This window comes from Streptomyces sp. NPDC051913, assembly GCF_044593635.1.
In the GTDB taxonomy this organism is placed as follows: Bacteria; Actinomycetota; Actinomycetes; order Streptomycetales; family Streptomycetaceae; genus Streptomyces.
Genome location: NZ_JBIUCI010000009.1, coordinates 1 through 25,743, shown reverse-complemented (window position 1 = coordinate 25,743; position 25,743 = coordinate 1). Strand labels below are relative to the sequence as shown.

At 68.5% G+C, this 25,743-nt stretch carries 21 protein-coding genes, 1 rRNA gene and 1 riboswitch; of the genes, 3 read left to right on the top strand and 19 right to left on the bottom strand.

All coding sequences use genetic code 11. The features are described from left to right. Positions 1-42: 42 nt before the first annotated feature. From ACIHIX_RS26465 to kdpF, 7 genes are all read right to left on the bottom strand, one after another. On the bottom strand, positions 43-1,041 hold the full coding sequence (locus tag ACIHIX_RS26465; RefSeq protein WP_399960260.1) for a carbohydrate ABC transporter permease: 999 nt from the start codon (positions 1,039-1,041) through the stop codon (positions 43-45). 6 nt (positions 1,042-1,047) lie between these two features. Next, positions 1,048-2,343, bottom strand: a complete 1,296-nt coding sequence (locus tag ACIHIX_RS26460) for an extracellular solute-binding protein (RefSeq protein ID WP_399960258.1) — start codon at positions 2,341-2,343, stop codon at positions 1,048-1,050. Positions 2,344-2,562: 219 nt separating this feature from the next. Then, a complete protein-coding gene (locus ACIHIX_RS26455) occupies positions 2,563-4,056 on the bottom strand; it encodes a glycoside hydrolase family 43 protein (RefSeq protein WP_399960256.1) in 1,494 nt (497 codons plus the stop codon). Between the two features lie 176 nt (positions 4,057-4,232). Continuing rightward, positions 4,233-4,865, bottom strand: coding sequence for a potassium-transporting ATPase subunit C (locus tag ACIHIX_RS26450; protein WP_399960255.1), 633 nt, complete (start codon positions 4,863-4,865; stop codon positions 4,233-4,235). 5 nt (positions 4,866-4,870) lie between these two features. Then, the gene (gene kdpB, locus ACIHIX_RS26445) at positions 4,871-6,976 is read right to left on the bottom strand and encodes a potassium-transporting ATPase subunit KdpB (protein WP_399960253.1); all 2,106 of its coding nucleotides are present in this window, start codon (positions 6,974-6,976) and stop codon (positions 4,871-4,873) included. Next, positions 6,973-8,637, bottom strand: coding sequence for a potassium-transporting ATPase subunit KdpA (gene kdpA / locus ACIHIX_RS26440; RefSeq protein ID WP_399960251.1), 1,665 nt, complete (start codon positions 8,635-8,637; stop codon positions 6,973-6,975). The genes kdpB and kdpA overlap by 4 nt, the downstream gene beginning before the upstream one ends. Positions 8,638-8,645: 8 nt before the next feature. Next, complete coding sequence (gene kdpF, locus ACIHIX_RS26435) at positions 8,646-8,735, bottom strand: K(+)-transporting ATPase subunit F (protein ID WP_016434100.1); 90 nt, start codon at positions 8,733-8,735, stop codon at positions 8,646-8,648. A 516-nt stretch (positions 8,736-9,251) separates the two neighbouring features. On the opposite strand from kdpF, the gene ACIHIX_RS26430 reads away from it, so the two are divergent. Next, positions 9,252-11,231 (top strand): APC family permease, encoded by a 1,980-nt coding sequence (locus ACIHIX_RS26430; protein WP_399960249.1) that lies wholly within the window; start codon positions 9,252-9,254, stop codon positions 11,229-11,231. 85 nt (positions 11,232-11,316) lie between these two features. Further along, entirely contained in the window at positions 11,317-11,736 is a 420-nt protein-coding gene (locus ACIHIX_RS26425) for a molybdopterin-binding protein (RefSeq protein ID WP_399960247.1), read from the top strand. A gap of 44 nt (positions 11,737-11,780) precedes the next feature. On the opposite strand, the gene gcvP is transcribed toward ACIHIX_RS26425, so the two are convergent. After that, positions 11,781-14,666, bottom strand: a complete 2,886-nt coding sequence (gcvP, locus tag ACIHIX_RS26420) for an aminomethyl-transferring glycine dehydrogenase (RefSeq protein WP_399960245.1) — start codon at positions 14,664-14,666, stop codon at positions 11,781-11,783. A 175-nt stretch (positions 14,667-14,841) separates the two neighbouring features. After that, positions 14,842-14,938: riboswitch (glycine riboswitch) on the bottom strand. A 131-nt stretch (positions 14,939-15,069) separates the two neighbouring features. Between gcvP and ACIHIX_RS26415 the strand changes: the two genes are divergently transcribed. Continuing rightward, positions 15,070-15,447: a PRC-barrel domain-containing protein gene (locus ACIHIX_RS26415; protein ID WP_399960243.1), complete on the top strand. Its 378-nt coding sequence runs from the start codon at positions 15,070-15,072 to the stop codon at positions 15,445-15,447. A gap of 45 nt (positions 15,448-15,492) precedes the next feature. Here the strand turns inward: ACIHIX_RS26415 and ACIHIX_RS26410 are convergent, their stop codons facing one another. The 11 genes from ACIHIX_RS26410 to rrf form a co-directional block, all read right to left on the bottom strand. Next, positions 15,493-16,878: a DNA polymerase IV gene (locus ACIHIX_RS26410; RefSeq protein WP_399960241.1), complete on the bottom strand. Its 1,386-nt coding sequence runs from the start codon at positions 16,876-16,878 to the stop codon at positions 15,493-15,495. A 58-nt stretch (positions 16,879-16,936) separates the two neighbouring features. Then, positions 16,937-17,626 (bottom strand): MerR family transcriptional regulator, encoded by a 690-nt coding sequence (locus ACIHIX_RS26405; RefSeq protein WP_399960239.1) that lies wholly within the window; start codon positions 17,624-17,626, stop codon positions 16,937-16,939. Between the two features lie 258 nt (positions 17,627-17,884). Then, the gene (locus ACIHIX_RS26400; RefSeq protein WP_004002801.1) at positions 17,885-18,358 is read right to left on the bottom strand and encodes a bifunctional nuclease family protein; all 474 of its coding nucleotides are present in this window, start codon (positions 18,356-18,358) and stop codon (positions 17,885-17,887) included. Between the two features lie 77 nt (positions 18,359-18,435). Next, complete coding sequence (locus ACIHIX_RS26395) at positions 18,436-19,176, bottom strand: MerR family transcriptional regulator (protein WP_399960237.1); 741 nt, start codon at positions 19,174-19,176, stop codon at positions 18,436-18,438. Positions 19,177-19,194: 18 nt separating this feature from the next. Further along, the gene (locus tag ACIHIX_RS26390) at positions 19,195-20,085 is read right to left on the bottom strand and encodes an FHA domain-containing protein (protein ID WP_399960235.1); all 891 of its coding nucleotides are present in this window, start codon (positions 20,083-20,085) and stop codon (positions 19,195-19,197) included. 61 nt (positions 20,086-20,146) lie between these two features. Then, positions 20,147-20,980, bottom strand: a complete 834-nt coding sequence (locus ACIHIX_RS26385) for a DUF881 domain-containing protein (protein ID WP_399960233.1) — start codon at positions 20,978-20,980, stop codon at positions 20,147-20,149. 5 nt (positions 20,981-20,985) lie between these two features. Beyond that, positions 20,986-21,318 (bottom strand): small basic family protein, encoded by a 333-nt coding sequence (locus ACIHIX_RS26380; protein WP_003988855.1) that lies wholly within the window; start codon positions 21,316-21,318, stop codon positions 20,986-20,988. Next, complete coding sequence (locus tag ACIHIX_RS26375) at positions 21,315-22,151, bottom strand: DUF881 domain-containing protein (protein WP_399960231.1); 837 nt, start codon at positions 22,149-22,151, stop codon at positions 21,315-21,317. The genes ACIHIX_RS26380 and ACIHIX_RS26375 overlap by 4 nt, the downstream gene beginning before the upstream one ends. Before the next feature lie 167 nt (positions 22,152-22,318). After that, a complete protein-coding gene (locus ACIHIX_RS26370; protein WP_399960229.1) occupies positions 22,319-24,814 on the bottom strand; it encodes a sugar phosphate nucleotidyltransferase in 2,496 nt (831 codons plus the stop codon). 116 nt (positions 24,815-24,930) lie between these two features. After that, the gene (locus ACIHIX_RS26365) at positions 24,931-25,539 is read right to left on the bottom strand and encodes a CDP-alcohol phosphatidyltransferase family protein (protein WP_399960227.1); all 609 of its coding nucleotides are present in this window, start codon (positions 25,537-25,539) and stop codon (positions 24,931-24,933) included. A 109-nt stretch (positions 25,540-25,648) separates the two neighbouring features. Beyond that, positions 25,649-25,743, bottom strand: a 5S ribosomal RNA gene (rrf, locus tag ACIHIX_RS26360); the annotation flags it as partial.

Sequence of the window (25,743 nt, the reverse complement as noted above, 5' to 3'; positions counted from 1 at the left end):
TCGTTCCGTCGCTCCTGCGGCCCGGTGCCTCGGTCCTGAGGCTCATGTGCCGGCCCCCCTCATCGTGGTGGTGGCCCCTTCGAGGTCGCGGCGGAGCACGAACCGCTGGTAGGCGAGGGCGAAGACGAGGCAGATGCCGAACATGACCACGCTGATCGCGCTGGCGTAGCCCACCTGGTAGCGCTTGAAGCCGTACTGGAACATGGTCACGGCCATGGTCTCGGAGTGGTGGTCCGGTCCGCCCTGCGTGATCACCCACACCAGGTCGAAGAGCTGGATCGAGCCGATCACGGCCAGGAAGACGCTGATGCGGATGGTGGGCATGAGCAGCGGCAGGGTGACGCTGCGGAAGCGCTGCCACGCGTTGGCGCCGTCGATGAGCGCCGCCTCCGTCAACTCCCTCGGCACGGACTGGAGTCCGGCCAGGTAGAGCATCATGTGGAAGCCGAAGTACTTCCAGGTCATGACGATGAACAGGGTCGCCATGACCCAGGACGGGTCGGCGAACCACTCGCCGCCGAGGCTGTCGAGGCCGATGGCGCCGAGGAGATGGTCGGCGAGACCGTCGTCCGGTGCGAACACCATGCTGAAGAGCACGCCGGTGATGGCCTCGGACAGGACGTAGGGCGCGAAGAACAGCATCCGGTAGACGGCCCGGCCGCGCAGCCGCTGGTTGAGCAGGACCGCCATCGCGAGCGCGAAGGGCAGTTGCAGCGCGAGCGTGAGCAGCACCAGGACGAGGCAGCGCCACAGGTCGCCCAGGAACACCGGGTTGTCGAAGAGGTCGGTGAAGTTGTCGACACCGATGTAGTCCTCGGGCATCCCGAAGCCGCCCCAGCGGAAGAAGGCGGCGTACAGCGCGAACAGCATCGGCAGCAGCACGAGCCCGGTGAACAGGACCAGCGCGGGCAGCTGGAAGCCCATCGCGGTGAGCCAGTTGAGCGTGCGCCGCCGGGCCCGCCCCCGGGCCCTGAGCTTGTCCGGGGGCGGGACGTCGGTGCCGGGACCGCTCCGCTTGTCTGCGAGGAACGTGGAGGTCATCGGCTGCTACTGCTCTTCCTTCGTGACCTTCGTGATCGACTGGGCGACCTGCTCGGGGGACTTGGAGCCCGCGATGAGCGCGGCCACGCTGTCGTTGACCTCCTGGCCGACGGCGGGGGCGTAGGCCTGGTCGAGGTAGAGCTGGAAGCCGGTGGCCCCGTTCAACTGGGCCTGTACGGCCTTGAGGTTGGCGTCGGAGATGGCGCTCTCCGCGCCCGGGACCACCGGGAGGGTGCCGGTCTTCTTGACCAGCTCCAGGTCGGTGGCCTCGGAGGCGAAGAACTTCAGGAAGTCGACGGCCGCCTGCGGCGCACCCCGGCGCAGCGCGTGCCCGCCGCCACCGCCGAACACCTCGGTGATGGCGCCCTTGCCGCCCTCGACCGCCGGGAACGGGAAGAAGCCGAGGTCCTTCCCGAGTCCCTTGCCCGCGTCGGCCTCGACCTGCGGCGCCCACTGGCCCATGAGCTCCATGGCCGCCTTGCCGTTGCCGACGCTGGCCGCCTGACCGGTCGGGGTGGAGTACGCGGCGTTGAGGAAGCCCTTCTGGAACGGCTGGAGGTCGACGAGGGTCTTGAGGTGGGCGCCCGCCTGGACGAACTCGGCGCCGGTGAAGTCCTTGGCGTCGTAGGCCTTCTGCAGGGCACTGGCGCCGGCGGTGCGCATCGCGAGGTACGCCCAGTAGTACATGCCCGGCCACTTCTCCTTGCCGGCGAGGGCGATGGGCGTGATGTTCTTCGACTTCAGCTTGCTGACGGCTTCGAGGAACGCTCCCCAGGTGGTGGGGGGTTCGGTGATGCCGGCCTGCTTGAAGAGCGCCTTGTTGTACCAGAAGCCGATCATGCCGATGTCGAACGGTATGCCGTAGACCTTGTCGTCGATCAGATAGGCCTCCTTGGAGACCTTCAGCAGGTCGTCGGCCCACGGCTTGGTCTTGCCGGTGAGGTCCTCGACGAGGCCCGCGTCGACCTGCTGCTTGAGGACGCCGCCGCCCCAGGTGTGGAAGATGTCGGGGAGCTTCCCGGAGGCGATCAGCGCCGTCATCTTCGACTTGTAGGCGTCGTTCTCCATCTGAACGATCTTTACCTTGACCTTGGGGTTCTGGGCCTCGAACTTCTTGGCGAGGCCCGCCCAGACGGTGTGGGCCGGTTCGGTGGTGGAGATGTTCCACCACTCGATCGTGGTCGTTCCGTCGGACGACCCACCGTCCGAGTCGCCACCGCAGCCGCTCAGTGCGGTCATGCCCAGACCGGTCGCGGCGGACGCCGCCAGGAAGCCGCGGCGGGACAGTGCCGGGTCGCCCATTTTGTACTCCTTGGGTACGGGACGGCGTGTCCACTACACCGTCCTCAGGACCGAAAGTTTCGGAGTTGATCCAGAAAGCTTCGTTGATGCCGCACCCTAGAGACAGCTCCCAAACGGTGGCAACCCCTTGTACGAGGTGAATCTGCCGTCGACTTCCGCGGCGCCCGTGGCGCCTGACGCCGACGCGCCCGGCCCGAGAGTTTCCGACGCCTTCCGGAACTACCGCGTCGGCTCGGCCGCGTACGTGAACCAGTCGAAGCCGGCGCTGCCCTCGGTGACGTACATCCCGATGACCCGGCCGGTGAATCCGCCGGCGACCTGGGTGGACAGATAGCGGCCGTCCAGCGCGGCGAGTTCCTCGCCGTCGACGGTGAAGGTGATCGCGTCGGGGCCGCCGGCCCGCAGTCCCGGCAGGTCCTCGCCCGTCGCGGTGACCAGCGGTTCCGTGCGCACGCCGACGCCGAGGGTGAGCGGTCCGGCGGCCACCGACCGCCGCGCGACGCACTGCCGCGCCGGCCCGATCCGGGCGATCACGCTCGCCTCTCCCCCGGCGATCTCCAGGTCGTAGTGATGGGCCTCGTCGATCCGCACGGACAGCCCGGCCCGCCCGTTTCCGGGCTCCAGCAAGGCCTCCACCCGGCACTCGGGGTGCTGCTGGCGGCGCCCGACGAAGGTGTGTCCGGGCCGGTCGAGGCTGCCCCCGGTGGCGTGCAGGGTGAGCGCCCCGGGCCGCTCGTCGAGCGACCACGAGCCGGCCGGCCTGCGGCGCGGGGAGATCCAGTACGGGGCGAGTTCGGCGGCGTCGAAATCGTCCCGCTCCGGCTGCGGCGGTACGGGGTGCCAGGCGGCCGGCGCCGGATGGCTCTCCCGCACCGGACCCACCGTCGGCCACCCCTCGACCCACTCCACCGGCGTCAGGAAGGTCTCCCGGCCGAGCACATGGAAGCCCGGGAAGTAGCCGCGTGGACGGGTACCCAGGAGCACCATCCACCAGGTGCCGTCGGCCGCCTCGACGAGGTCGGCGTGGCCGGTGCACTGGATCGGCGAGTCGGTGCTGCGGTGGCTCAGCACGGGGTTGTCCGGGGCGGGTTCCCAGGGTCCGCGCGGCGAGCGGGCACGGGCGATCGACACACTGTGCCCGTGGGCGGTGCCGCCCTCGGCGAGCATCAGGTACCACCAGTCGCCGATCCGGTACAGATGCGGCGCCTCCGGGGCCTCCAAGCCGGTCCCCGACCACACCGGAAGGGGCCCTTCCAGGACCTTCCCCGTCTCGGGGTCGATGCGCGCGAGGAGGCAACCGGCCACCGTGCACCAGCAGTTGCCGTCCTCGTCCCAGGCCAGGTCGGGGTCGATGCTGGGGACGTCGACCCACACCGGGTCGGACCACGGCCCTTCGGGCCGCTCACTGGTGACGATGAAGTTCCCACGGGTGCCGACGACCGTGGTGATCAGGTAGAAGCGGCCGTCGTGGTGGCGCAGGGTCGGGGCGTAGATCCCCGCGGAGGCCGGGACGTCGTCGGGGAGCTCCAGCTGCCCCGGTCGGTCGAGGACGTTGCCGATCTGCCGCCAGTGCACGAGGTCGCGGCTGTGGAAGAGCGGGACGCCGGGAAAGTACTCGAAACTGGAGCAGACCAGGTAGTAGTCGTCACCGACCCGGCACACGCTGGGGTCGGGGTGGAAGCCACCGAGGACGGGGTTGTCGTACGTCCGCATATGCGTCAGCCCTTCCGACGGGGCCGATCGAAACATTCGACCCCACTGGCGAACATTACGAAAGCGGACTGTACGAGGATGCCCGGACAGGAACAAGACAGCGCTTGCCCGCGCGCAGGCACTGCCGAGGGACGGCGGCACGCGGCCGGGGCCGGTCGGACGGCGTCTTGATGACGTCAGTCGCCCTCGACCAGCGCCTTGAGCGCGATGTTGAGCTCCAGCACGTTCACCCGGGGCTCCCCGAGGAAGCCGAGGCCGCGGCCTTCGGTGTGGGCGTCGACCAGCTTCCGCACCTCGGTGACGGAGAGGCCGTTGCGCTCGGCGACCCGGTGGACCTGGAGGTCGGCGTACTGCGGGGAGATGTCCGGGTCGAGGCCCGATCCGGAGGAGGTGACCGCGTCGGCGGGGACCTCGGAGGGCCTGACCTTGTAGCCGGCGGTGGAGTTCTCCCTGACGACCTTGGCCTTCGCCTCCTTCACCCACTTGATCAGCTCGGGGTTGTCACCGGAGCGGTTGGTGGCGCCGGACAGGAGCAGCCTGTACCGGGTGTTGACCGAGTTCTCGCCCAGACCGCGAGCCGGACGGGGCTGGAAGTAGTCCAGGCTGTAGCCCTGCTGGCCGATCAGCGCGGACCCGACGACCTTGCCGCCGGCCTTGATCTCGGAGCCGTTCGCCTTGTCGGGGAAGAGGGCCTGTGCGACGCCGGTGACGGCCAGCGGATAGACGACACCGGTGAGCAGGGTCAGCACCAGCAGCGCGCGCAGGCCCGCGCCCAGCAAACGTCCGGTGTTCGCAACTGAGTTGTTCATGGCGGTCAACCGATTCCGGGGATCAGGGAGATGAGCAGGTCGATGAGCTTGATACCGACGAACGGAGCGATCAGCCCGCCCAGCCCGTAGAGGGTGAGGTTCCGGCGCAGCAGCCGGTCCGCGCTCACCGGCCGGTACCGCACGCCCTTCAAGGACAGCGGCACCAGCGCGACGATGATCAGCGCGTTGAAGACGACGGCCGACAGGATCGCGGAGTCCGGCGAGGACAGGCCCATCACATTGAGCTTGTCCAGGCCCGGGTAGACGGCCGCGAACAGCGCCGGGATGATCGCGAAGTACTTCGCGACGTCGTTGGCGATCGAGAACGTGGTCAACGCGCCCCGGGTGATCAGCAGTTGTTTGCCGATCGCGACGATCTCGATGAGCTTGGTCGGATCGGAGTCGAGGTCGACCATGTTGCCGGCCTCCTTGGCGGCCGACGTACCGGTGTTCATGGCCACGCCGACGTCCGCCTGAGCCAGCGCGGGCGCGTCGTTCGTGCCGTCCCCCGTCATCGCGACCAGCTTGCCGCCGGACTGCTCCCGCTTGATGAGCGCCATCTTGTCCTCGGGGGTCGCCTCCGCGAGGAAGTCGTCGACGCCCGCCTCCTCGGCGATCGCCTTGGCGGTCAGCGGGTTGTCACCCGTGATCATGATGGTCTTGATGCCCATGCGACGCAGTTCCTCGAACCGCTCGCGCATCCCGCCCTTGACGACGTCCTTGAGGTGGATGACACCCAACACCCGCGCCCCGTCGGCGTCTTCGACGGCCACGAGCAGCGGGGTGCCGCCGGCCTCGGCGATCCGGTCGGTCACCTCCCGGGCATCCTCGCCCACTTCGCCGCCCTGCTCGACCACCCAGGCGACGACCGAACCGGCCGCGCCCTTGCGGATCCTGCGCCCGTCGACATCCACCCCGGACATCCGGGTCTGCGCGGTGAAGCCAATCCACTCGGCACCGTGCAGCTCACGCTCCCGTAGCCCGTACCTCTCCTTCGCCAGGACGACGACGGAGCGGCCCTCGGGCGTCTCGTCGGCCAGCGACGACAGCTGGGCGGCGTCGGCGACCTCGGCCTCGGTCGCCCCGCGCACCGGCACGAACGCGGCGGCCTGACGGTTGCCGAGGGTGATGGTGCCGGTCTTGTCGAGCAGCAGCGTGGAGACGTCCCCGGCGGCCTCGACCGCGCGGCCCGACATGGCGAGGACGTTGCGCTGCACCAGCCGGTCCATGCCCGCGATTCCGATCGCGGACAGCAGGGCGCCGATGGTCGTCGGAATGAGGCAGACCAGCAGCGCGACCAGCACGACCATGGTCAGATGGGTGCCCGCGTAGTCGGCGAGCGGCGGCAAGGTGGCCACGGCCAGCAGGAAGACGATCGTCAGTGACGCGAGCAGGATGTTGAGCGCGATCTCGTTCGGCGTCTTCTGCCGGGCCGCGCCCTCGACGAGGTTGATCATCCGGTCGATGAAGGTCTCGCCGGGCTTCGTCGTGATCTTGATGACGATGCGGTCGGAGAGGACCTTCGTGCCGCCGGTGACGGCACTGCGGTCGCCGCCCGACTCCCGGATCACCGGCGCCGACTCACCGGTGATCGCCGACTCGTCGACGGACGCGACCCCCTCGACCACGTCCCCGTCGCCGGGGATGACGTCACCGGCCTCACAGACAACCAGGTCCCCGATCCTCAACTCGGTGCCGGCGACCACGGTCCCGTCGGCCTTGCGCGCGACGGTGTCGGTCTTGGCCTTGCGCAGGGTGTCGGCCTGCGCCTTCCCGCGGCCCTCGGCGACGGCCTCCGCCAGGTTGGCGAAGATCACGGTCAGCCAGAGCCAGGCGCTGATGGTCCAGCCGAACCAGTCGCCCGGGTCCTTGAAGGAGAAGATCGTCGTCAGCACCGAGCCGACGAGGACCACGAACATCACCGGGGACTTGACCATCACCCGCGGATCGAGCTTGCGGACGGCGTCCGGCAGCGACTTCAGCAGCTGCCCCGGATCGAAGAGGCCTGCCCCGACACGCCCCTGCGGGGGCTTGTGCCCGGCGGGCGCGTCCGGGTGGGGCACCAGGGTGGGAGTGGACATCGCGTCCTGCTTCTGTAGGTCGGTGGTCATGACGCCAGCCCCTCGGCCAGCGGCCCCAGCGCGAGCGCCGGGAAGTACGTCAAGCCGGTGATGATCAGGATCGCGCCCACCAACAGGCCGGTGAACAGCGGCTTTTCCGTCCGCAGGGTGCCTGCCGTGGCCGGCACCGGCCGCTGCTCGGCGAGCGAACCGGCCAGCGCCAGCACGAACACCATCGGCAGGAAGCGGCCGAAGAGCATGCACAGGCCGAGCGTCGAGTTGAACCACTGCGTGTCCGCGTTCAGCCCGGCGAAGGCCGAGCCGTTGTTGTTGGAGGCGGACGTATAGGCGTACAGGATCTCGGAGAACCCGTGCGCCCCGCTGTTGGTCATCGAGTGGCCCGGGGTGGGCAGTGCCATCGCGAACGCGGTGAAGACGAGCACCAGCGCCGGGGTGATCAGGATGTAACAGGCGGCCAGCTTGATCTCGCGGGCGCCGATCTTCTTGCCCAGGTACTCGGGCGTACGGCCGACCATCAGACCTGCGATGAACACCGCAATGACCGCCATGATCAGCATGCCGTAGAGACCGGACCCGGTACCGCCGGGCGCGATCTCGCCCAGCATCATGCCGAGCAGGGTGATGCCGCCACCCAGTCCGGTGAAGGAGGAGTGGAAGGAGTCCACCGCGCCGGTCGAGGTGAGCGTGGTCGCCGTGGCGAAGATCGAGGAGGCGCCGACACCGAAGCGGGTCTCCTTGCCCTCCATCGCCCCGCCGGCGATCTCGAACGCCGGTCCATGGTGGGCGAATTCGGTCCACATCATCACGGCGGTGAAGCCGAGCCAGATGGTGGCCATGGTCGCGAGGATCGCGTACCCCTGCCGGACCGAGCCGACCATGAGGCCGAAGGTCCGGGTCAGCGCGAACGGGATGACCAGGATCAGGAAGACCTCGAAGAGGTTGCTGAAAGGGGTGGGATTCTCGAACGGATGGGCGGAGTTGGCGTTGAAGTAGCCGCCACCGTTGGTGCCCAGCTCCTTGACGGCCTCCTGCGAGGCGACCGCCCCACCGTTCCACTGCTGCTGCCCGCCCATGAACTGGCCGACCTCGTGGATACCGGAGAAGTTCTGGATGACACCGCAGGCGACGAGGACGATCGCGGCGATGAACGCGCCCGGCAGCAGGATGCGGACGACACCGCGGACCATGTCGGCCCAGAAGTTGCCGAGCTCACCGGTCCGGGAGCGCGCGAACCCGCGCACGAGCGCCACCGCGACGGCGATACCCACGGCCGCGGAGACGAAGTTCTGCACCGCCAGACCGGCGGTCTGCACGACGTGGCCCATGGCCTGCTCGCCGTAGTACGACTGCCAGTTGGTGTTGGTCACGAACGACACGGCGGTGTTGAACGCCTGGTCCGGGTCGATGGAAGCGAACCCGAGCGAGCCGGGCAGCACGCCCTGCATCCGCTGCAGCAGGTACAGGAACAGCACGCCGACGGCGGAGAAGGCGAGGACACCGCGCAGATACGCGGACCAGCGCATCTCGGTGTCGGGATCGGCGCCTATGCCCTTGTAGATCCACCTCTCCACACGCCAGTGCTTGTCGGAGGAGTAGACCCTGGCCATGTAGTCGCCAAGAGGGATGTAGGCGAGGGCCAGCGCGCCGATCAGGGCGAGCAGCTGGAGAACGCCTGCGAGGACGGGACCCATGTCGGCTCTCAGAACCTCTCCGGAAAGATCAGGGCGAGGACGAGATAGCCCAGCAGGGCGACGGCCACGACGAGGCCGACGATGTTCTCGGCGGTCACAGCTTCGTCACCCCCCTGGCGACAAGAGCCACCAGCGCGAAACCCGCGATCGTGGCGAGGACGAAGGCCAAGTCGGCCATCGCGAACTCCTGGAGTGAGGTTCGATGAACAGGGACGCTTCGAGGAAACCGCCGACGCGACCGGGAATCGACCACCGTTGACGGCTCCCATACGGCACTCGGCGCGCCTTTGACGGGTCCCTTACGCCGACGGCCTTCACCAAGGCCGGATCCCCACCGGGAGGACCTGCCCGAGGCCCTGATAACACTGGGTGTTCGCCCCGTCCCGGCCCACCGCCACCTCACCCGCACGGCGCAGCGCCCGGTCCCGCCCCGCAAGCACACCTCCTGACCTGCGGCCGACACTCCCAGGCTCAGTCTTAACGGACTCTTGACGCCTACGACCCCCTTGATCCATGGGCCCCTGCATCACTCTCCGCTTACGCTGATCCCGCCGTCCGTGTGATGGCCGGAACCGCACGGAACCGCATCCCGAGCCGCACATCAGGAGCCCTCGATGGCCACCACCGAACACCCCCCACCCAGCCGCCTGCGCGCCTGGATGCTGGAGGGTCTGTCCGACATGGGCAAGGGGCAGGGCCACTCCGGGCCGACGGGGCAGACCGAGGACACCGAGCAGCCCGGGTCCGAGCCGGAACACCAGGGCCAGCGCTGGTACCGCGTCATGTGCCTGACCGGCGTCGACTACTTCTCGACCCTCGGCTACCAGCCCGGCATCGCTGCCCTCGCGGCCGGCCTGCTCTCCCCCGTCGCGACGATCGTGCTGGTGATCGTCACTCTCGCGGGCGCGCTGCCCGTGTACCGGCGCGTCGCCGAGGAGAGCCCCCACGGCCAGGGTTCCATCGCGATGCTGGAACGCCTGCTCACCTTCTGGAAGGGCAAGCTCTTCGTCCTCACCCTGCTCGGCTTCGCCGCCACCGACTTCCTGATCACCATCACCCTGTCGGCAGCGGACGCCTCGACCCACCTGGTCGAGAACCCGCACCTCAACAGCGCCCTGCACGACCAGCAGATGCTGATCACCCTCGTCCTCGTGGCCCTGCTCGGCGCGGTGTTCCTCAAGGGCTTCCTGGAGGCCATCGGCGTAGCGGTCTTCCTGGTGGGCCTCTACCTGGCCCTCAACGTCGTGGTCGTGATCGTCGGCCTGTGGCATGTCGCCACCGCCGGCCATGTGGTCACCGACTGGTCCAGCGCCCTGACCGCCGAGCACGGCAACGTCTTCGTGATGATCGGCGTGGCCCTGGTCGTCTTCCCCAAGCTCGCCCTCGGCCTCTCCGGCTTCGAGACCGGCGTCGCGGTCATGCCGCACGTCAAGGGCGACCCCGGCGAGACGGAGGAGAACCCGGCGGGCCGCATCCGGGACACCAAGAAGCTCCTCACCACGGCCGCGCTCATCATGAGCTGCTTCCTCATCGCGACCAGTTTCATCACCACCCTCCTCATCCCGGAGAAGGAGTTCGAGTCGGGCGGCCAGGCCAACGGCCGCGCCCTCGCCTTCCTCGCCCACGAGTACCTGGGCGGCGCCTTCGGCACGGTGTACGACGTGTCGACCATCGCCATCCTGTGGTTCGCCGGCGCCTCCGCGATGGCGGGCCTGCTGAACCTGATGCCCCGCTATCTCCCCCGCTACGGCATGGCCCCGCACTGGGCCCGCGCCGTCCGCCCCATGGTCATCGTCTTCACCCTGATCGCCTTCGTGGTCACCTGGATCTTCGACGCCGACGTCGACGCCCAGGGCGGCGCGTACGCCACCGGTGTCCTCGTCCTGATCAGCTCGGCGGCGATCGCGGTGACGATCGCGGCGCGGAAGGCGGGTCAGCGCGGCTGGACGGTCGGTTTCGCGGTGATCTCCGCGGTGTTCCTCTACACGACGGTCGTCAACGTCATCGAGCGCCCGGACGGTGTGAAGATCGGCGCCTGCTTCATCGCGGGCATCATCCTGGTCTCGCTCCTGTCCCGACTGGCCCGCGCCTTCGAACTCCGCGTCACGAGCGTGTCCCTGGACCCCATGGCGGAACGATTCATCAGGGACATGGCCAGCCGTAAGATCCGCTTCATCGCCAACGAGCCCGACAGCCGGGACAAGGCCGAGTACCGCGACAAGATCGAGCAGATCCGCGAGGACAACGACATCCCCAGCCAGGAGGACTTCGTCTTCGTCGAGGTCACGGTCACCGACCCTTCGGAGTTCGAGGCCGGGCTCACGGTCCGCGGCGAGGTCCTGCACAACCGCTACCGGGTCCTGACCCTGGAGTCGTCCTCCATCCCCAACGCCCTGGCCGCCTTGCTCCTCCACGTCCGCGACACCACTGCCTGCACCCCCCACATCTACTTCGAGTGGACCGAGGGCAGCCCGTTCGCCAACTTCCTCCGCTTCTTCCTCTTCGGCCAGGGCGAGGTGGCCCCGGTGACCCGAGAGGTCCTACGAGAAGCAGAACCAGACCGCACCCGGCGCCCCAGAGTCCACACGGGCTGAGCCCCGACAAACCCGAAAGCCGGATGACCCCAACACACCCACACCAACACCCCCAAACCCACCCACACCCCTACCGTGGTTGCCCATGACCCTGAGCATCCGCAACCAACTCCCCGGCACAGTCACCACCATCACCACCGGCGAAGTAATGGCCACCATCGGCATCCGCCTCACCAGCGGCCAAATCCTCACCGCGGCGATCACCAAGGAATCCGTGACCGCCCTCGCCCTGGCCCCGGGCTCCGCCGTCCGCGCCCTCATCAAGTCGACGGAGGTGGCCGTAGCCACCACCCCGATGACCGGCCTCTCCATCCGCAACCAACTCCCCGGCACGGTCACCACCATCGCCATGGGCGCAGCGATGGCCTCCGTGAAGATCGCGTTCGAAGGCACCGAACTGACCGCCGCCATCACCAAGGACGCCGCAGCCGACCTCTCCCTCGCGCCCGGCACCGCGGTAGTGGCCCTGATCAAGTCGACCGAGGTCTCGTTGGCAACGGCGTGACGAAAAGGGCCCCGCCGAAGCGGGGCCCTCCTGCACAGCCAGGCTCAGTTCTCGTACGCGTCCAACGGCGGGCACGAGCACACCAGGTTCCGGTCACCGAACGCCTGGTCGATCCGCCGCACCGGCGGCCAGTACTTGTCGGCGACGACAACCCCACCCGGGAACACGGCGTCCTCACGCGAGTACGCGTGCTCCCACTCCCCGCCGAGCGCCCCGGCGGTGTGCGGAGCGTTCCGCAGCGGGTTGTCCTCCGCGGGCCACTCCCCGGCCCCGACCTTCTCGATCTCCGCGCGAATGGCGATCATCGCGTCGCAGAACCGGTCGATCTCGATGATGTCCTCGGACTCGGTCGGCTCGATCATCAGCGTCCCGGCGACTGGGAAGGACATCGTCGGCGCGTGGAACCCGTAGTCGATGAGCCGCTTGGCCACATCGTCCACACTCACACCCGTCGCCTTGGTCAGCGGCCGCAGATCGATGATGCACTCGTGCGCGACCAGCCCACCGGGTCCGGTGTAGAGCACGGGGTAGTGCGGCTCCAGCCGCTTGGCGATGTAGTTGGCGCTCAGCACGGCCACCTGCGTGGCCCGCTTCAGCCCTTCCCCGCCCATGAGCCGCACGTACGCCCAGGAGATCGGCAGGATCCCCGCGGACCCCCAGGGCGCGGCGGAGATCGGCCCGACACCCGTCTCCGGCCCGGCGGCCGGCTGCAGCGGGTGGTTCGGCAGATACGGCGCCAGATGCGCGCGCACGCCCACGGGACCCACACCCGGCCCGCCCCCGCCGTGCGGAATGCAGAACGTCTTGTGCAGGTTCAGGTGCGAGACGTCCCCGCCGAAGTGCCCCGGCTTGGCCAGCCCGACCAGCGCGTTGAGGTTGGCGCCGTCGACGTACACCTGCCCGCCCGCCTCGTGCACCTGCGCGCAGATGTCCGCGACATGCTCCTCGAACACACCGTGCGTCGAGGGGTACGTGATCATCAGCACCGCGAGCTCGTCCCGGTACTGCTCGATCTTCGCCCGCAGATCCTCGACGTCGATCTCACCGTCCTCGGCGGTCTTCACGACGACGACCTTCATGCCCGCCATCACGGCGCTGGCTGCGTTGGTCCCGTGCGCGGAGGACGGAATCAGACACACGGTCCGCTGCTCGTCACCATTGGCCCGGTGATAACCGCGTACGGCGAGCAGCCCGGCCAGCTCCCCCTGCGACCCGGCGTTGGGCTGGAGCGACACCTTGTCGTACCCGGTGACCTCGGCGAGCCGCTCCTCCAGCTCACGGATGAGCGTGAGATAGCCCTGCGCCTGCTCGGCGGGGGCGAAGGGGTGCAGCTGCCCGAACTCCGGCCAGGTGACCGGCTCCATCTCGGTGGTGGCGTTGAGCTTCATGGTGCAGGAGCCCAGCGGGATCATGCCGCGGTCGAGCGCGTAGTCCCGGTCGGCGAGCCGACGCAGATAGCGCAGCATCGCGGTCTCGGACCGGTACTGGTGGAAGACGGGGTGGGCCAGGAACTCGTCCGTACGCACCAGCGCACCCGGCAGCGCGTCCTCGGCCGCCGCGTCCAGCGCCTCGACGTCCCCTTCGACCCCGAACGCGCTCCATACGGCGTCCAGCTGGGCCCGCGTGGTGGTCTCGTCGCAGGCGACGGAGACGTGATCGGCGTCGACGAGACGCAGGTTGACCCCGTTCTCCGCGGCGGTGGCGACGACCTCGGCGGCCTTGCCGGCCACCCGCACGGTCAGCGTGTCGAAGTAGGCGCCGTGCACGACCTCGACCCCGCCCGCGGTGAGCCCCGCGGCGAGGACACGGGCGTAGCGATGCGTCCGCCGGGCGATGCCCTTCAGCCCTTCAGGCCCGTGGTAGACGGCGTACATCCCGGCCATCACGGCGAGCAGCACCTGAGCGGTACAGATGTTGCTGGTGGCCTTCTCCCGCCGGATGTGCTGCTCCCGAGTCTGCAGAGCGAGCCGGTACGCCTTGTTCCCGTCCGCGTCCACGGACACACCCACGAGCCGCCCGGGCAGGCTGCGCGCGAACTTCTCGTGCACCGCCATGTAACCGGCGTGCGGCCCGCCGAAGCCCATCGGCACACCGAACCGCTGGGTGGTCCCGACGGCGATGTCGGCCCCGAGTTCCCCGGGCGACTTCAGCAGCGTCAGCGCCAGCAGGTCGGCGGCGACGGTCACCAGGGCCCCCAGCCCGTGCGCCTGGTCGATGACCGCCTTGAGGTCGCGTACGGCACCGGAGGCGCCCGGGTACTGGATGAGCACGCCGTTGATCTCACGCGCGGCGATGTCGGCCGGGATCCCGCCGCTGAGGTCGGCGACGACGACCTCGACACCGGTCGGCTCGGCGCGGGTCTCGATGACGGCGATGGTCTGCGGCAACGTGTCCGCGTCGACCAGGAACAGCCCCTTCTTGTTCTTGCCCATGCGCCGGGACAGCGCCAGCGCCTCGGCGGCGGCCGTGCCCTCGTCGAGCAGCGAGGCGCCGGAGGTCGGCAGCCCGGTGAGCTCGGCGACCATGGTCTGGAAGTTGAGGAGGGCCTCCAGCCGGCCCTGGGAGATCTCGGGCTGGTAGGGCGTGTAGGCCGTGTACCAGGCGGGGTTCTCCATGACGTTGCGCAGGATGACGGGCGGAGTGAAGGTCCCGTAGTACCCGAGCCCGATCATGGACCCGAGAACCTGGTTGCGATCGGCGAGCGACCGAAGCTCGGCCAGCACCTCGGCCTCGGTACGCGCGCCCGGCAGATCGAGGGAGTCGGCGTTCTTGATCACATCCGGCACCGCGGCGGCGGTGAGCTCGTCCAGCGAGCCGTATCCGACCTGCGCGAGCATCTTGGCCCGGGCCTCGTGGTCGGGGCCGATGTGACGCTGCTCGAAGGGGATCCCCTGCTCGAGTTCGGTGAGCGGAGTGCGGTGGGCGGTCATTGCGGAGGCCTCCTGGTCTGACGCGACCTTCGAGGGACACCACGGCTGCGGGTCCCGGCGGCCTCCCCCTCTGTCATCTCAACCTGAGAGCTTCACCGGACAACCCGAAGGTGCCCGGCTTTCACCGTCGGTGAGAGCGGAAGCCGTCGACACCCGCTCTGCTTTCCAGAGTGGCCTCGTCAGTGCGGTACGTGGGCCTGAGAGATTCCGGGGAGGATTTGCTCCTTCGGCGCCCCCGGACGATCTCCGGAGGACTCTCCCGCACAGGGTCAACAGCCGCTTGCCAGCCTACCAGCGCGCAAAATGCGGATCCCTGGAGGAGCCCTCGAGTGGCCACCGGCCTCAATCTGCTCTTTTGTAGTGCTTACGGATGAGTTGCGAGTCGCGACCTAGTGGAGGGCCCGTGCAGACCGATATCGATCCGCGCAACCTGATCGGCCGCAAGGCGATGGACCGCAACGGCACCAAGATCGGCACGATCGACGAGGTCTACCTCGACGACGCGACCGGCGTGCCGGAGTGGGCGGCCATACGCACCGGCCTGTTCTCCAGGGACGCCTTCGTCCCCCTGGAGCCGAGCGAACTGATCGAAGGCACCTTGCGCGTCCCCTTCGACCGCTCCTTGATCAAGGACGCCCCCGACTTCGGCGTGGGCCGCCACCTCTCTCCCGACCAGGAACTCCAGCTCTACCACCACTACGGCCTGGACGTCGCCCCCGCACCCCCACTCCCGGACCGAGACTTCGGCAAGCTGGCAGGCACAGAGGAAGCAGAAGCCTGACAGCCCCACGACCCCGCACCCCGCAGCGCCCCGTAAACGGATGTGTCACGGGTGGTGCGGGTGGGAGACCAAATCCGGCCGAAGGCCGGACGCCCCACCCTCCACCGCCACCAACGGCAAAGGCTCAGCCACAGCCAACGACGCATCATCCACCCGAAACGTCCGCACCCGCCCCGGCTCGGAATCCGGCGTCTCGAACCGCACCGTCACCCGCCCCAGCCCACTCCCCTGCACCCACCCATGCCCGAACTCGGCATGCGTGACGTCATGCCCCGCAACCCACCGCCGCTCGACAGGAGCCTCGTCCTTCTCCGCGGCCACCTCCCCCGGCTCCTCCTCCGGCAGCTCCCCCAGATCCCCCGCGGCCTGCGCGAACAGATCCTCCTGCGTGTAGTCGGCCAGTCCGGAAACCCCCACCCCCAGCAGCCGCACACCCCCCGTCGTGTCCACGGACTCCAGCAACCGCGCCGCGGCCTCCCGCACGACCGCCGGATCATCGGTGGGCCCCCGCAGCGTCTCGGACCGGGTCAGCGTGGAGAAGTCGTACCGCCGCACCTTGAGCACGATCGTGCGCCCCGACAACCCGGCCCCCCGCAGCCTCCGCACACACCGGTCGGCCAGCCGCTGCACCTCCATCCCCACCCGCAGCCGATCGTGGATGTCCACGTCGTACGTGTCCTCGACCGACACCGACTTGGTCTCCCGCTCGGCCACCACCGGCCGCTCGTCATGCGCCAACGCCATGGCATACAGCCCGTGGCCGTGCGCCTTCCCCAGCAGCCGTACCAGCTCGTCCTCGCCCGCCTCCACGATCTCCTCGACCGTGTGGATACCTGCCCGCCGCAGATGGTCCCCGGTGGCCGGCCCCACCCCAGGCAGGATCCGCACGGACATCGGCCCGAGCAGCTCTCGCTCGGTCCCCGGATCGATCACCACCAGACCGTCGGGCTTGGCCTGCTCGGACGCGATCTTCGCGAGCATCTTGGACGCCGCGAGCCCCACCGACCCCGTGAGCGCGGTGACCGCCCGTATGTCGGCACGCAGCTTCTCCCCCACCAGCCGCGCCGAGCCCTCGTCCCAGGCCGCTCCCCCGGCCTCCAGATCCACGAACGCCTCATCGAGGCTCAACGGCTCCACCAGCGGCGACAGCGCCCGCAGCAGCGCCATCACCTGCTCACTGATCGACCGGTAGAACCCGAAGCGCGGCACGAGATACGCGGCATTCGGCGCCAGCCGCCGCGCCTGCGCCATCGGCATCGCCGAATGAACCCCGAAGACCCGGGCCTCGTACGACGCGGTGGCCACCACACCACGCGGCCCCAGCCCGCCCACCACCACGGCCTTCCCGCGCAGACTCGGCTTGGACGCCTGCTCCGCCGAGGCGAAGAAGGCATCCATGTCGAGATGCAGGATCGTGGGCGCGTTTCTCACATGTCCGATGCTGCCCTACGCCACTGACAATGCCCTCGGTGATGCCCCGGGCAGAGCCTCAAACGGCCCGATTGCCCCGCCGCCGCGCCAGCTCGTCGGCGGGATTGTGCCCCACGAGCGTCTCGCCGGTGTCGATCCGCTCCCCGTGCAGCTGCGACAAGGCGCTCTCCACGTCCCGCCACACCACACCCACGGCGATCCCGAAGATGCCCTGGCCGCCCTGGAGCAGCGCGTGGACCTCGTCGGGCGAGGTGCACTCGTAGACCGTGGCACCGTCGCTCATCAGTGTCATGCGCTCCAGGTCGCGGAAACCGCGCTCCCTGAGGTGCTGCACTGTGGTACGGATGTTCTGCAGCGACACACCGGTGTCGAGGAACCGCTTGACGATCTTCAGGACGACAACGTCCCGGAAGCTGTACAGCCGCTGCGTCCCCGACCCGTAGGCGGGCCGCACACTCGGCTCGACGAGACCGGTACGCGCCCAGTAGTCGAGTTGCCGATAGGTGATGCCGGCGGCCGCACAGGCCGTCGGACCGCGGTAGCCGATCTCCTCGGACGCCATGGACGTCGCCCCTCCGCCACTGCTCGGCACGGCCGCCGGTCGCTGCGGAACGTGATCGGCCGCGCTGCCGTGATGGGGGTCCCCCCAACTCGAACGCAGTTGAGAGCTTGGGGGAGGGTACGGACCGCTTGCCCCGAGACTCCGTCCGGGGGCACCCCCAGCCGTACCGTCGCCGCTGCTTCGCACGCCGACCTCCGTCCTTGACCTGCCTTCTCGACGGTAGGCAGTCACCCGGGGCGCGTCAACGATCGCCACACTCGGCACGCCGAGTGATAATCACCCTAGGAGTGGTTTCCCGTACCCCACCGCGGGGAAAGGCTAGCCGAATGCGCTTGAGGCGGGCCGTAGGACGCTCTCACACGCCGGTGGCAAATGCCAGCATTTCGGTGGTGACCGGACACAGCCGCCCCGTCACGGAGCGCGCGTCCACCGGACCGGCCCCTCTCACTGGCTGCTGGTGCCGAAGTCCTCGGGCGAGATCTGGTCGAGGAACTCGCGGAACTTCTCCACCTCGTCCTCCTGCTCGTCCGGGATCGCGATCCCCGCGTCGTCGAGCACACCGTCGCTGCCGTAGATCGGCGTTCCGGTGCGCAGCGCCAGCGCTATGGCGTCGGAGGGCCGGGCACTCACCTCGACCCCGCTGGCAAAGACGAGCTCCGCGTAGAAGACGCCCTCACGCAGGTCCGTGATGCGCACTTCGGTGAGCTCCTGGCCGACGGCCTCCAGCACGTCCTTGAACAGGTCGTGGGTCAGCGGTCGTGCGGGGGCCATGCCCTGCTGGGCGAAAGCGATCGCCGTCGCCTCCCCCGGCCCGATCCAGATGGGGAGGTAGCGGTCGCCTCCCACTTCACGCAGAAGCACGATCGGTTGGTTGGAGGGCATTTCGACCCGGACACCTACGACATCGAGCTCGTTCACACAGCAACCCTAGGCCGTGCCCGGGACGTTTGGGTAGTCGGGCCGGAAACGGGAGCCGGATCCGACGTCCGCGCCCTTCAGGGCAGCCGTACGCCGAGGGCCGTCTGCACCAGCGCCGCGTGCAGCTTCACCGTGAGCCCCGCCAGTTCCTTCGTGCGGGCCTCCGCGTGCGCCCGGGTCTGCGGGTTGCGGTGGCGCTTCAGCGGGGCCACCACCTGGTCCACAAGGCCCGCCTCACGGTCGGCGGCGGCCTTCATCGCCCGCAGATGCCGCGGCTCGATCCCGAACCGCCCCAGCTCGACGACGAGCGCCGCCACGGTGACCACCTCGGCGTCGTACGCCCCGTCGGGCAACGGAGCGATGAGCCCGTACGACTCCCACTCCTCGAGCTCCCGCTCACCGATCTCGGCGGCCGCCATCAGCTCGGCCCGGCCGATCCGCGCCGCCGTAGGGGCCTCCCAGGGGTCCGGCAGGGCTTCCCCTCCGTCCCGCTGGCGCCCCACCACCGGCAGCGCCACGGCCTCACCTCGCTCCATGGCGTCCAGGTACTCCCGGATCACCTTGAGCGGCAGATAGTGGTCCCGCTGCATCCGCAGCACATGGCCGAGGCGCTCGACGTCCTCCGCACTGAACTTGCGGTACCCCGAAGGGGTCCGTTGCGGCTCGATGAGGCCCTCGGACTCCAGGAAACGGATCTTGGAGATGGTGACTTCGGGGAACTCGTCGCGCAGCACGTTGAGCACCGTGCCGATGCTCATCAGCCCACTGTCCGCGGCGGCGGCACCGTGACCGGCACCGCCGCTCGGTGTTTGAAGCATGGACCTTCCCTGACGGGGTCAGTAGCCCCGCTGGCTCGCGTAGAAGACCAGCCGGTACTTGCCGATCTGTACCTCGTCCCCGTTGTGCAGCGGCACCGTGTCGATCCGCTCCCGGTTCACATACGTGCCGTTGAGGCTGCCGACGTCGCTCACGGTGAACGAGCCGTCCTGCTGGCGACGGAACTCCACATGGCGGCGCGACACCGTCACGTCGTCCAGGAAGATGTCGCTCTGCGGATGACGGCCGGCCGTGGTCAGATCACCGTCCAGCAGGAAGCGGCTGCCCGAGTTCGGCCCGCGGCGCACGACCAGGAGCGCGGAACCCAGCGGCAGCGCGTCGACGGCCGCCTGCGCCTCCGGAGAGAGCATGGGGACCTGCGTCTGACCGGTGACCTCGGCGTCGTAGGCCTCAAGACCCGAGATCGAGATGGTGGAGGTCGTCTCGGACGGGCGCTCGGGCCCACCACGCAACGGCGCACCGCAGTTGGAGCAGAAGCGGCTGTTCTCCGCGTTGCGGTTACCGCACCTCGTACACACCAGGGCCGACATGGAAAACTCTCCACCCGTACTTGAGGTTGACGGTTGCCCGAAACCTATGCCGCCGGGCTGCGCAGGGTCAACCGGCGCGCCCTGCGCTCCGGCGGCGTCACCGCCCACCTGGTCCCGGAACAGCGGGCGCTGGCCCTCCGCGTCTGGCTGCGCGCGATGGCGAGCGGTCGCGTTCGCATGGTCGCTACCCTCTCGCGCGCTCTTGCCGAACAACTTCGCAAACAACTTCACGGGCGATTCCCCTTGACCGAAACAGACCCGCCCGTGGGGCAGGACGAACCCTGACTGCATACACCGGCCGACCCGGACATCCTGACAACGTCCGTATCCACCAGACAGTTTCCACCACGCACCACCCAATCGGTGCGCCGACCCCCCGCAACCTCATGCCCTCGCCGGACGTCCCTCATGCACCCGCGGTTCACCGGGAGGACGACCGAGCGTAGTCAGGCTGCTTCGCGGCTCGCAAGGCGTCCACGACGATCTTGGTCGACCGCTCGACGGTGACCGTGGCCTGCTCCTTCTCCAGAGTCTGCACCACGCCTCCAGGAATGTTGAGCGCCGGTTCGAGGTCCTGCGGTTTGCCGATGACCTTGAAACGATACGGAGCGTTGATCTTGTTCCCGTCGACGCTCACACTGTTGCCCGACTCGGTCAGATAGGTGCCGGCCACCACCCGCACGCCGTTCACCTGGATCGCCTCGGCACCGGCCGCGCGCAGCTCCTGGATCGCGTCGAGCAGCATGTCCGCCTCGACCGTCCTCTTCGTGTCCTCGATCGTCATCGTGATGCCCGGTCCCTGCGCGGCCACCGTGCCCGCCAGGATGCCGAGTTGCCGCTCCTTCTCCAACGTCTGCTTGCGGGCCTCCTCCGCCTGGTCCGAGCTGTTCTCCAACTCGTCCCGCTGGTTCTCGAGACCCTGCTTCTCGTCCTCAAGACGCTGTGTACGGTCATCGAGTTCATCGAGGATGCGAACAAGATCTTCCTGCCGGGCACCGCGCAGCGCGCTGTCGCCGTCGCTGTTCGACGCCACCTGCACGGCCAGCCCGAAGCCGAGGCCGAACAACAGCACGGCGACGATCAGTTGGGCACGGGTGACGCGCGGCGGCCAGAGCCCCTGAACCAGCCGCTGCCGGCCGGTCAGCCCGGGCTTGTCGTCCTGCGGCGACGCCACCGCCTCCGGGGCCGTCGCGGGCCGTTCCTCGGGCAGTTCCTTGCGCAGCCGGTTCTCCGGCGTGCCGTCCTGGTCGCTCATCGGCCTCACGCCCGGAAGACATGCCGACGGATCGCCGCGGCGTTGGAGAAGATCCGGATACCGAGGACGACGACCACACCGGTCGACAGCTGGGCACCCACGCCCAACTTGTCCCCCAGGAACACGATCAGCGCGGCGACGACCACGTTGGACAGGAACGACACCACGAAGACCTTGTCGTCGAAGATGCCGTCGAGCATGGCTCGCAGACCGCCGAAGACGGCGTCGAGCGCCGCCACGACGGCGATCGGCAGATAAGGCTCGACGACCGCCGGAACCTCGGGCCGGACCAAGAGGCCGGCCACGACTCCCACGACGAGGCCCAGTACGGCGATCACGATGTGCCCTTCTCAGTTCTCGGCTGTGCTGTACGTACGATCACACTCGTTGCTGCCGGCAGCCGGAGATCCCCCTCCACGGAGATGCCCGTCCGGATGCCGTAGTTCTCCTGCAGAGCGTTCAGATAGAGCCCGTCGGCGCTGTTCTGGAACCTGGTGCTCAGCCGCTGCCCGTCCCCCACCGCGAGCACCGTGTACGGCGGCACGAGCGGCCTGTTGTCGACCAGTATCGCGTCGCCCGCGGCCCTGATCGCGGACAGCGCCGTCAGCCGCTGTCCGTTGATCGAGATGGCCTCCGCGCCCGATTCCCAGAGCCCGTTGACCACACGCTGCATGTCCCGGTCCCGGACCCGCCCGGTGTCGGAGAACCCGGAGGTCTCTCGCGGGTCGCCGTCGCCACCGGTGGTGGCCTCCTTGGCGTCGTCCACGACCAGCTTCACGCCGGGTCCGTGCACGGCCGCGGCACCGGACAGAATGCCGACCAGGTCCGCCTGTCCGCTGCCGCCACTGTCCCGGAGCGCCTCACGCTGCATGGCGCTCACATCGTCGCGAAGGTCGTCGACCGTGCCCTCGAGCTTGTCGGCCGTGTCCGTCTCGCGGTCGATGCGGTCGATCAGCTCCTCGCGCTCCTTGGCGACGACGGGAGCCGCGACGCGTGCCTGCGCCGCCCCCACGGTCACGACCAGAGCCGCCAGCACCAGGCCGGCGGCGAGACCGAGCTTCGCTCGCAGTGTCTTCGGCAGGCCCCCCTCGCCTGCGGCCTTCTTCCGAGCGGCCGCCTCCGCATACCCGTCGTCGAGGCTGTGGTCCATGACGTTGGTGAGCAGCGACATGGAGGCGTCTGGGCGCGAGGGGCGCGTAGGAGTGCTCCGAACGGGGGGCTGCTGCGGCATGCCGCACATCGTCGCACGTCGCGACCACTACCTCCGAATGGCCCCACCGGCGTGCCGGACAGGCCCCCTTGGGGACACCTGTCCGGCACGCACGCGTGCAGCGTTTTTCAGCGTCCGGCGCTGTCCACGACCGCCGACCACTCGTCGAGCAGTGCCTGGGCGGAGGCGTCATCTGGCCCTTCGGCCCACAGATGAGTGACCGCCTCGGCGGGGTCGGGCAGCACCATGACCCATCGCCCGTCGGTCTCCACGACCCGCACCCCGTCGGTCGTGTCGACAAAGCGATCGCCGGCCGCCTCCACGACCCGACGCATCACAAGCCCCTTGACCGCCCAGGGGGTAGCCAGATCCCGCTTGAGGACATGCGCCCGCGGAATCCGCGCGTCGATCTGGCTGAGCGTGAGCTGCGTCCGCGCCACCAGCCCGATCAGCCGCACAAAGGCCGCCGTACCGTCGAACACACTGCTGAACTCGGGCACGATGAACGCGCCCTTGCCGTCACCGCCGAAGATGGTCGAGTCATCCCGACCGACCCGCGTCAGATCGTCGGGCGACGTCGTCGTCCACTCCACCTGCGTCCCGTGGTACGCCGCCACCTGCTCGGCGATCCGCGTGGTGGTCACCGGCAGCGCCACCCGACCACTGCGCCGCTCCGCGGCCACCAGGTCGAGCATCACCAGCAACGCCCGGTCGTCCTCGACGATCCGCCCCTTCTCGTCGACCAGCGACAGCCGCTCACCGACCGGGTCGAACCGCACCCCGAACGCCGCCCGCGACGACGCCACGATCTCCCCGAGCCGCACCAGACCCGACCGCCGCACATCCGCGGTCTCCGTGGGCCGCGACTCATCGAGCCCCGGATTGACGGTCAGCGAGTCCACCCCGAGCTTGCCGAGGAGACTGGGCAGCACAAGCCCGGCGCTACCGTTGGACGCATCGACGACGACCTTCAGCCCCGACTCGGCGATACCCGTCGTGTCGACGTTCCGCAGCAGCGACCCGGTGTACGAGTCGAACACGCTCGCGGGAAAATGCAGATCCCCGATCTCGCCGGGGAACGCTCGCCGATACTCCTGCCGCGCGAACACCCGGTCCAGCTTCCGCTGACTCCCCTGCGACAGGTCGGCTCCCCGCCCGTCGAAGAACATGATGTCCACGGAATCCGGCACCCCGGGCGTGGTCCGAATCATGATCCCACCCGCACTGCCCCGAGCGGTCTGCTGCCGGGCAACGGGCAGCGGTACGTTCTCCAGATCCCGTACGTCGATGGCGCTGGCCTGCAACGCGGAAATGACCGCCCGCTTCAGCGCTCGCGCACCACGGGAGTGGTCGCGGGCCGTGGTGACCGTGGACCCCTTCTTCAGAGTCGTGGCATAGGCACCGGCGAGACGCACGGCGAGCTCGGGCGTGATCTCCACGTTCAGGATCCCGGAGACCCCTCGGGCACCGAAGAGATGCGCCTGCCCCCGGGACTCCCAGATCACCGAGGTATTGACGAAGGCGCCGGCCTCGATGGTCTTGAACGGGTAGACCCGCACATTGCCCTGAACGATCGATTCTTCACCGACAAGGCACTCGTCCCCGATGACCGCGCCGTCCTCGATCCGGGCCGCACGCATGATGTCGGTGTTCTTCCCGACGACACAGCCGCGCAGATTGCTGTGCTGCCCGACGTACACGTTGTCGTGCACCACGGCCTTGTGCAGGAACGCCCCGCTCTTCACGACGACGTTGGACCCCACGACGGTGTGCTCGCGGATCTCGGCGCCGGCCTCGACCTTGGCGTAGTCCCCGATGTAGAGCGGTCCCCGAAGAACGGCGTCGGGATGCACTTCCGCACCCTCGGCCACCCACACACCCGGCGAGAGCTCGAAGCCGTCGATCTCGACGTCGACCTTGCCCTCCAGGACGTCGGCCTGGGCCTTCACATAGCTCTCGTGGGTACCGACGTCCTCCCAGTACCCCTCGGCGACAAAGCCGTAGATCGGCTTGCCTTCCTTCATCAGCTGTGGGAAGACGTCACCGGACCAGTCGACGGGCACATCGGCCTCGACATAGTCGAAGACCTCGGGCTCCATCACGTAGATGCCGGTGTTCACCGTGTCGGAGAAGACCTGCCCCCAGGTCGGCTTCTCGAGGAAGCGCTCGACCTTTCCTTCTTCGTCGACAATGGTGATACCGAATTCCAGCGGATTGGGTACGCGCGTCAGACAGACGGTGACCAGCGCGCCCTTCTCCTTGTGGAAATTGATCAGCTCGGTGAGGTCGAAGTCGGTCAGGGCATCGCCGGAGATGACGAGGAAGGCATCGTCCTTCAACGCCTCTTCGGCGTTCTTGACGCTTCCGGCGGTACCGAGTGGCTTCTCCTCGTTGGCATAGGAGAGCTCCATTCCGAGCTCTTCGCCATCACCGAAGTAGTTCTTGACCAGTGAGGCCAGGAACTGAACAGTAACGACGGTCTCGTTGAGCCCATGCCTTTTGAGCAGCCTGAGCACGTGCTCCATGATCGGGCGGTTGGCCACGGGTAGGAGCGGCTTGGGCATGCTCGAGGTCATGGGGCGAAGGCGTGTGCCTTCACCTCCGGCCATCACGACGGCCTTCATGTCGGAAGCGTCCTCCTCACAAGAGACGACGGTCTAGCCGACGTCACCCGTCCAGATTGTCCCGCACTTTTTCACCACGGGCCATCGCGCCAGTAAGACTGCGCCAATCGGCGAGTTCAATCGGCCATGGCGTCCGCACGGATCAGACGGCGGACTTGTACCACGTAGAGGACTCCTGCCCACCAGTACAGCGTTGTACCCCATCCTGCGAACGCCCATCCGAAAATAGCAGCGAGTGACGGCAGCCAGCCAGTTCCGTCACTGAGCAGGAGCAAGGGGAAGGCATACATCAAGTTGAACGTGGCGGCCTTGCCGAGGAAGTTCACCTGCGGCGGCGGATAGCCGTGGCGCCGGAGGATACCCACCATCACCAGCAGGACCAGCTCCCGCGCCAGCAGTACAGCGGTCAACCAGATGGGCAGAATCTCGCGCCAGGTCAGTCCGACCAAAGTCGAGAGAATGTAGAGCCGGTCTGCCGCGGGATCCAGGAGCCGGCCGAGGCTGCTGACCTGGTTCCAGCGCCGGGCGAGCTTGCCGTCCAGATAGTCACTGACTCCGCTGAAGGCCAGCACCAGAAGCGCCCAACCGTCACTCTGGGGGCCTCCGAACTCGGGCCTGAGAATCAACCACAGGAAGAGGGGCACACCAAGGAGCCGCGCCATGCTGAGGATGTTGGGGATGGTGAGGACCCGATCCGTCTGGACGCGAGTCTCCTGGACCTCCACCCGGGGGCCTCCTGTGGGAAACGTACCAACGTTGCCCCCTGACCCTACCTCAACACAAAAAAGCTCCGGCTCTCGGGCGGTATGCCCAAGAGCCGGAGCTATAAAAGGAGTTCGGCGGCGTCCTACTCTCCCACAGGGTCCCCCCTGCAGTACCATCGGCGCTGTAAGGCTTAGCTTCCGGGTTCGGAATGTAACCGGGCGTTT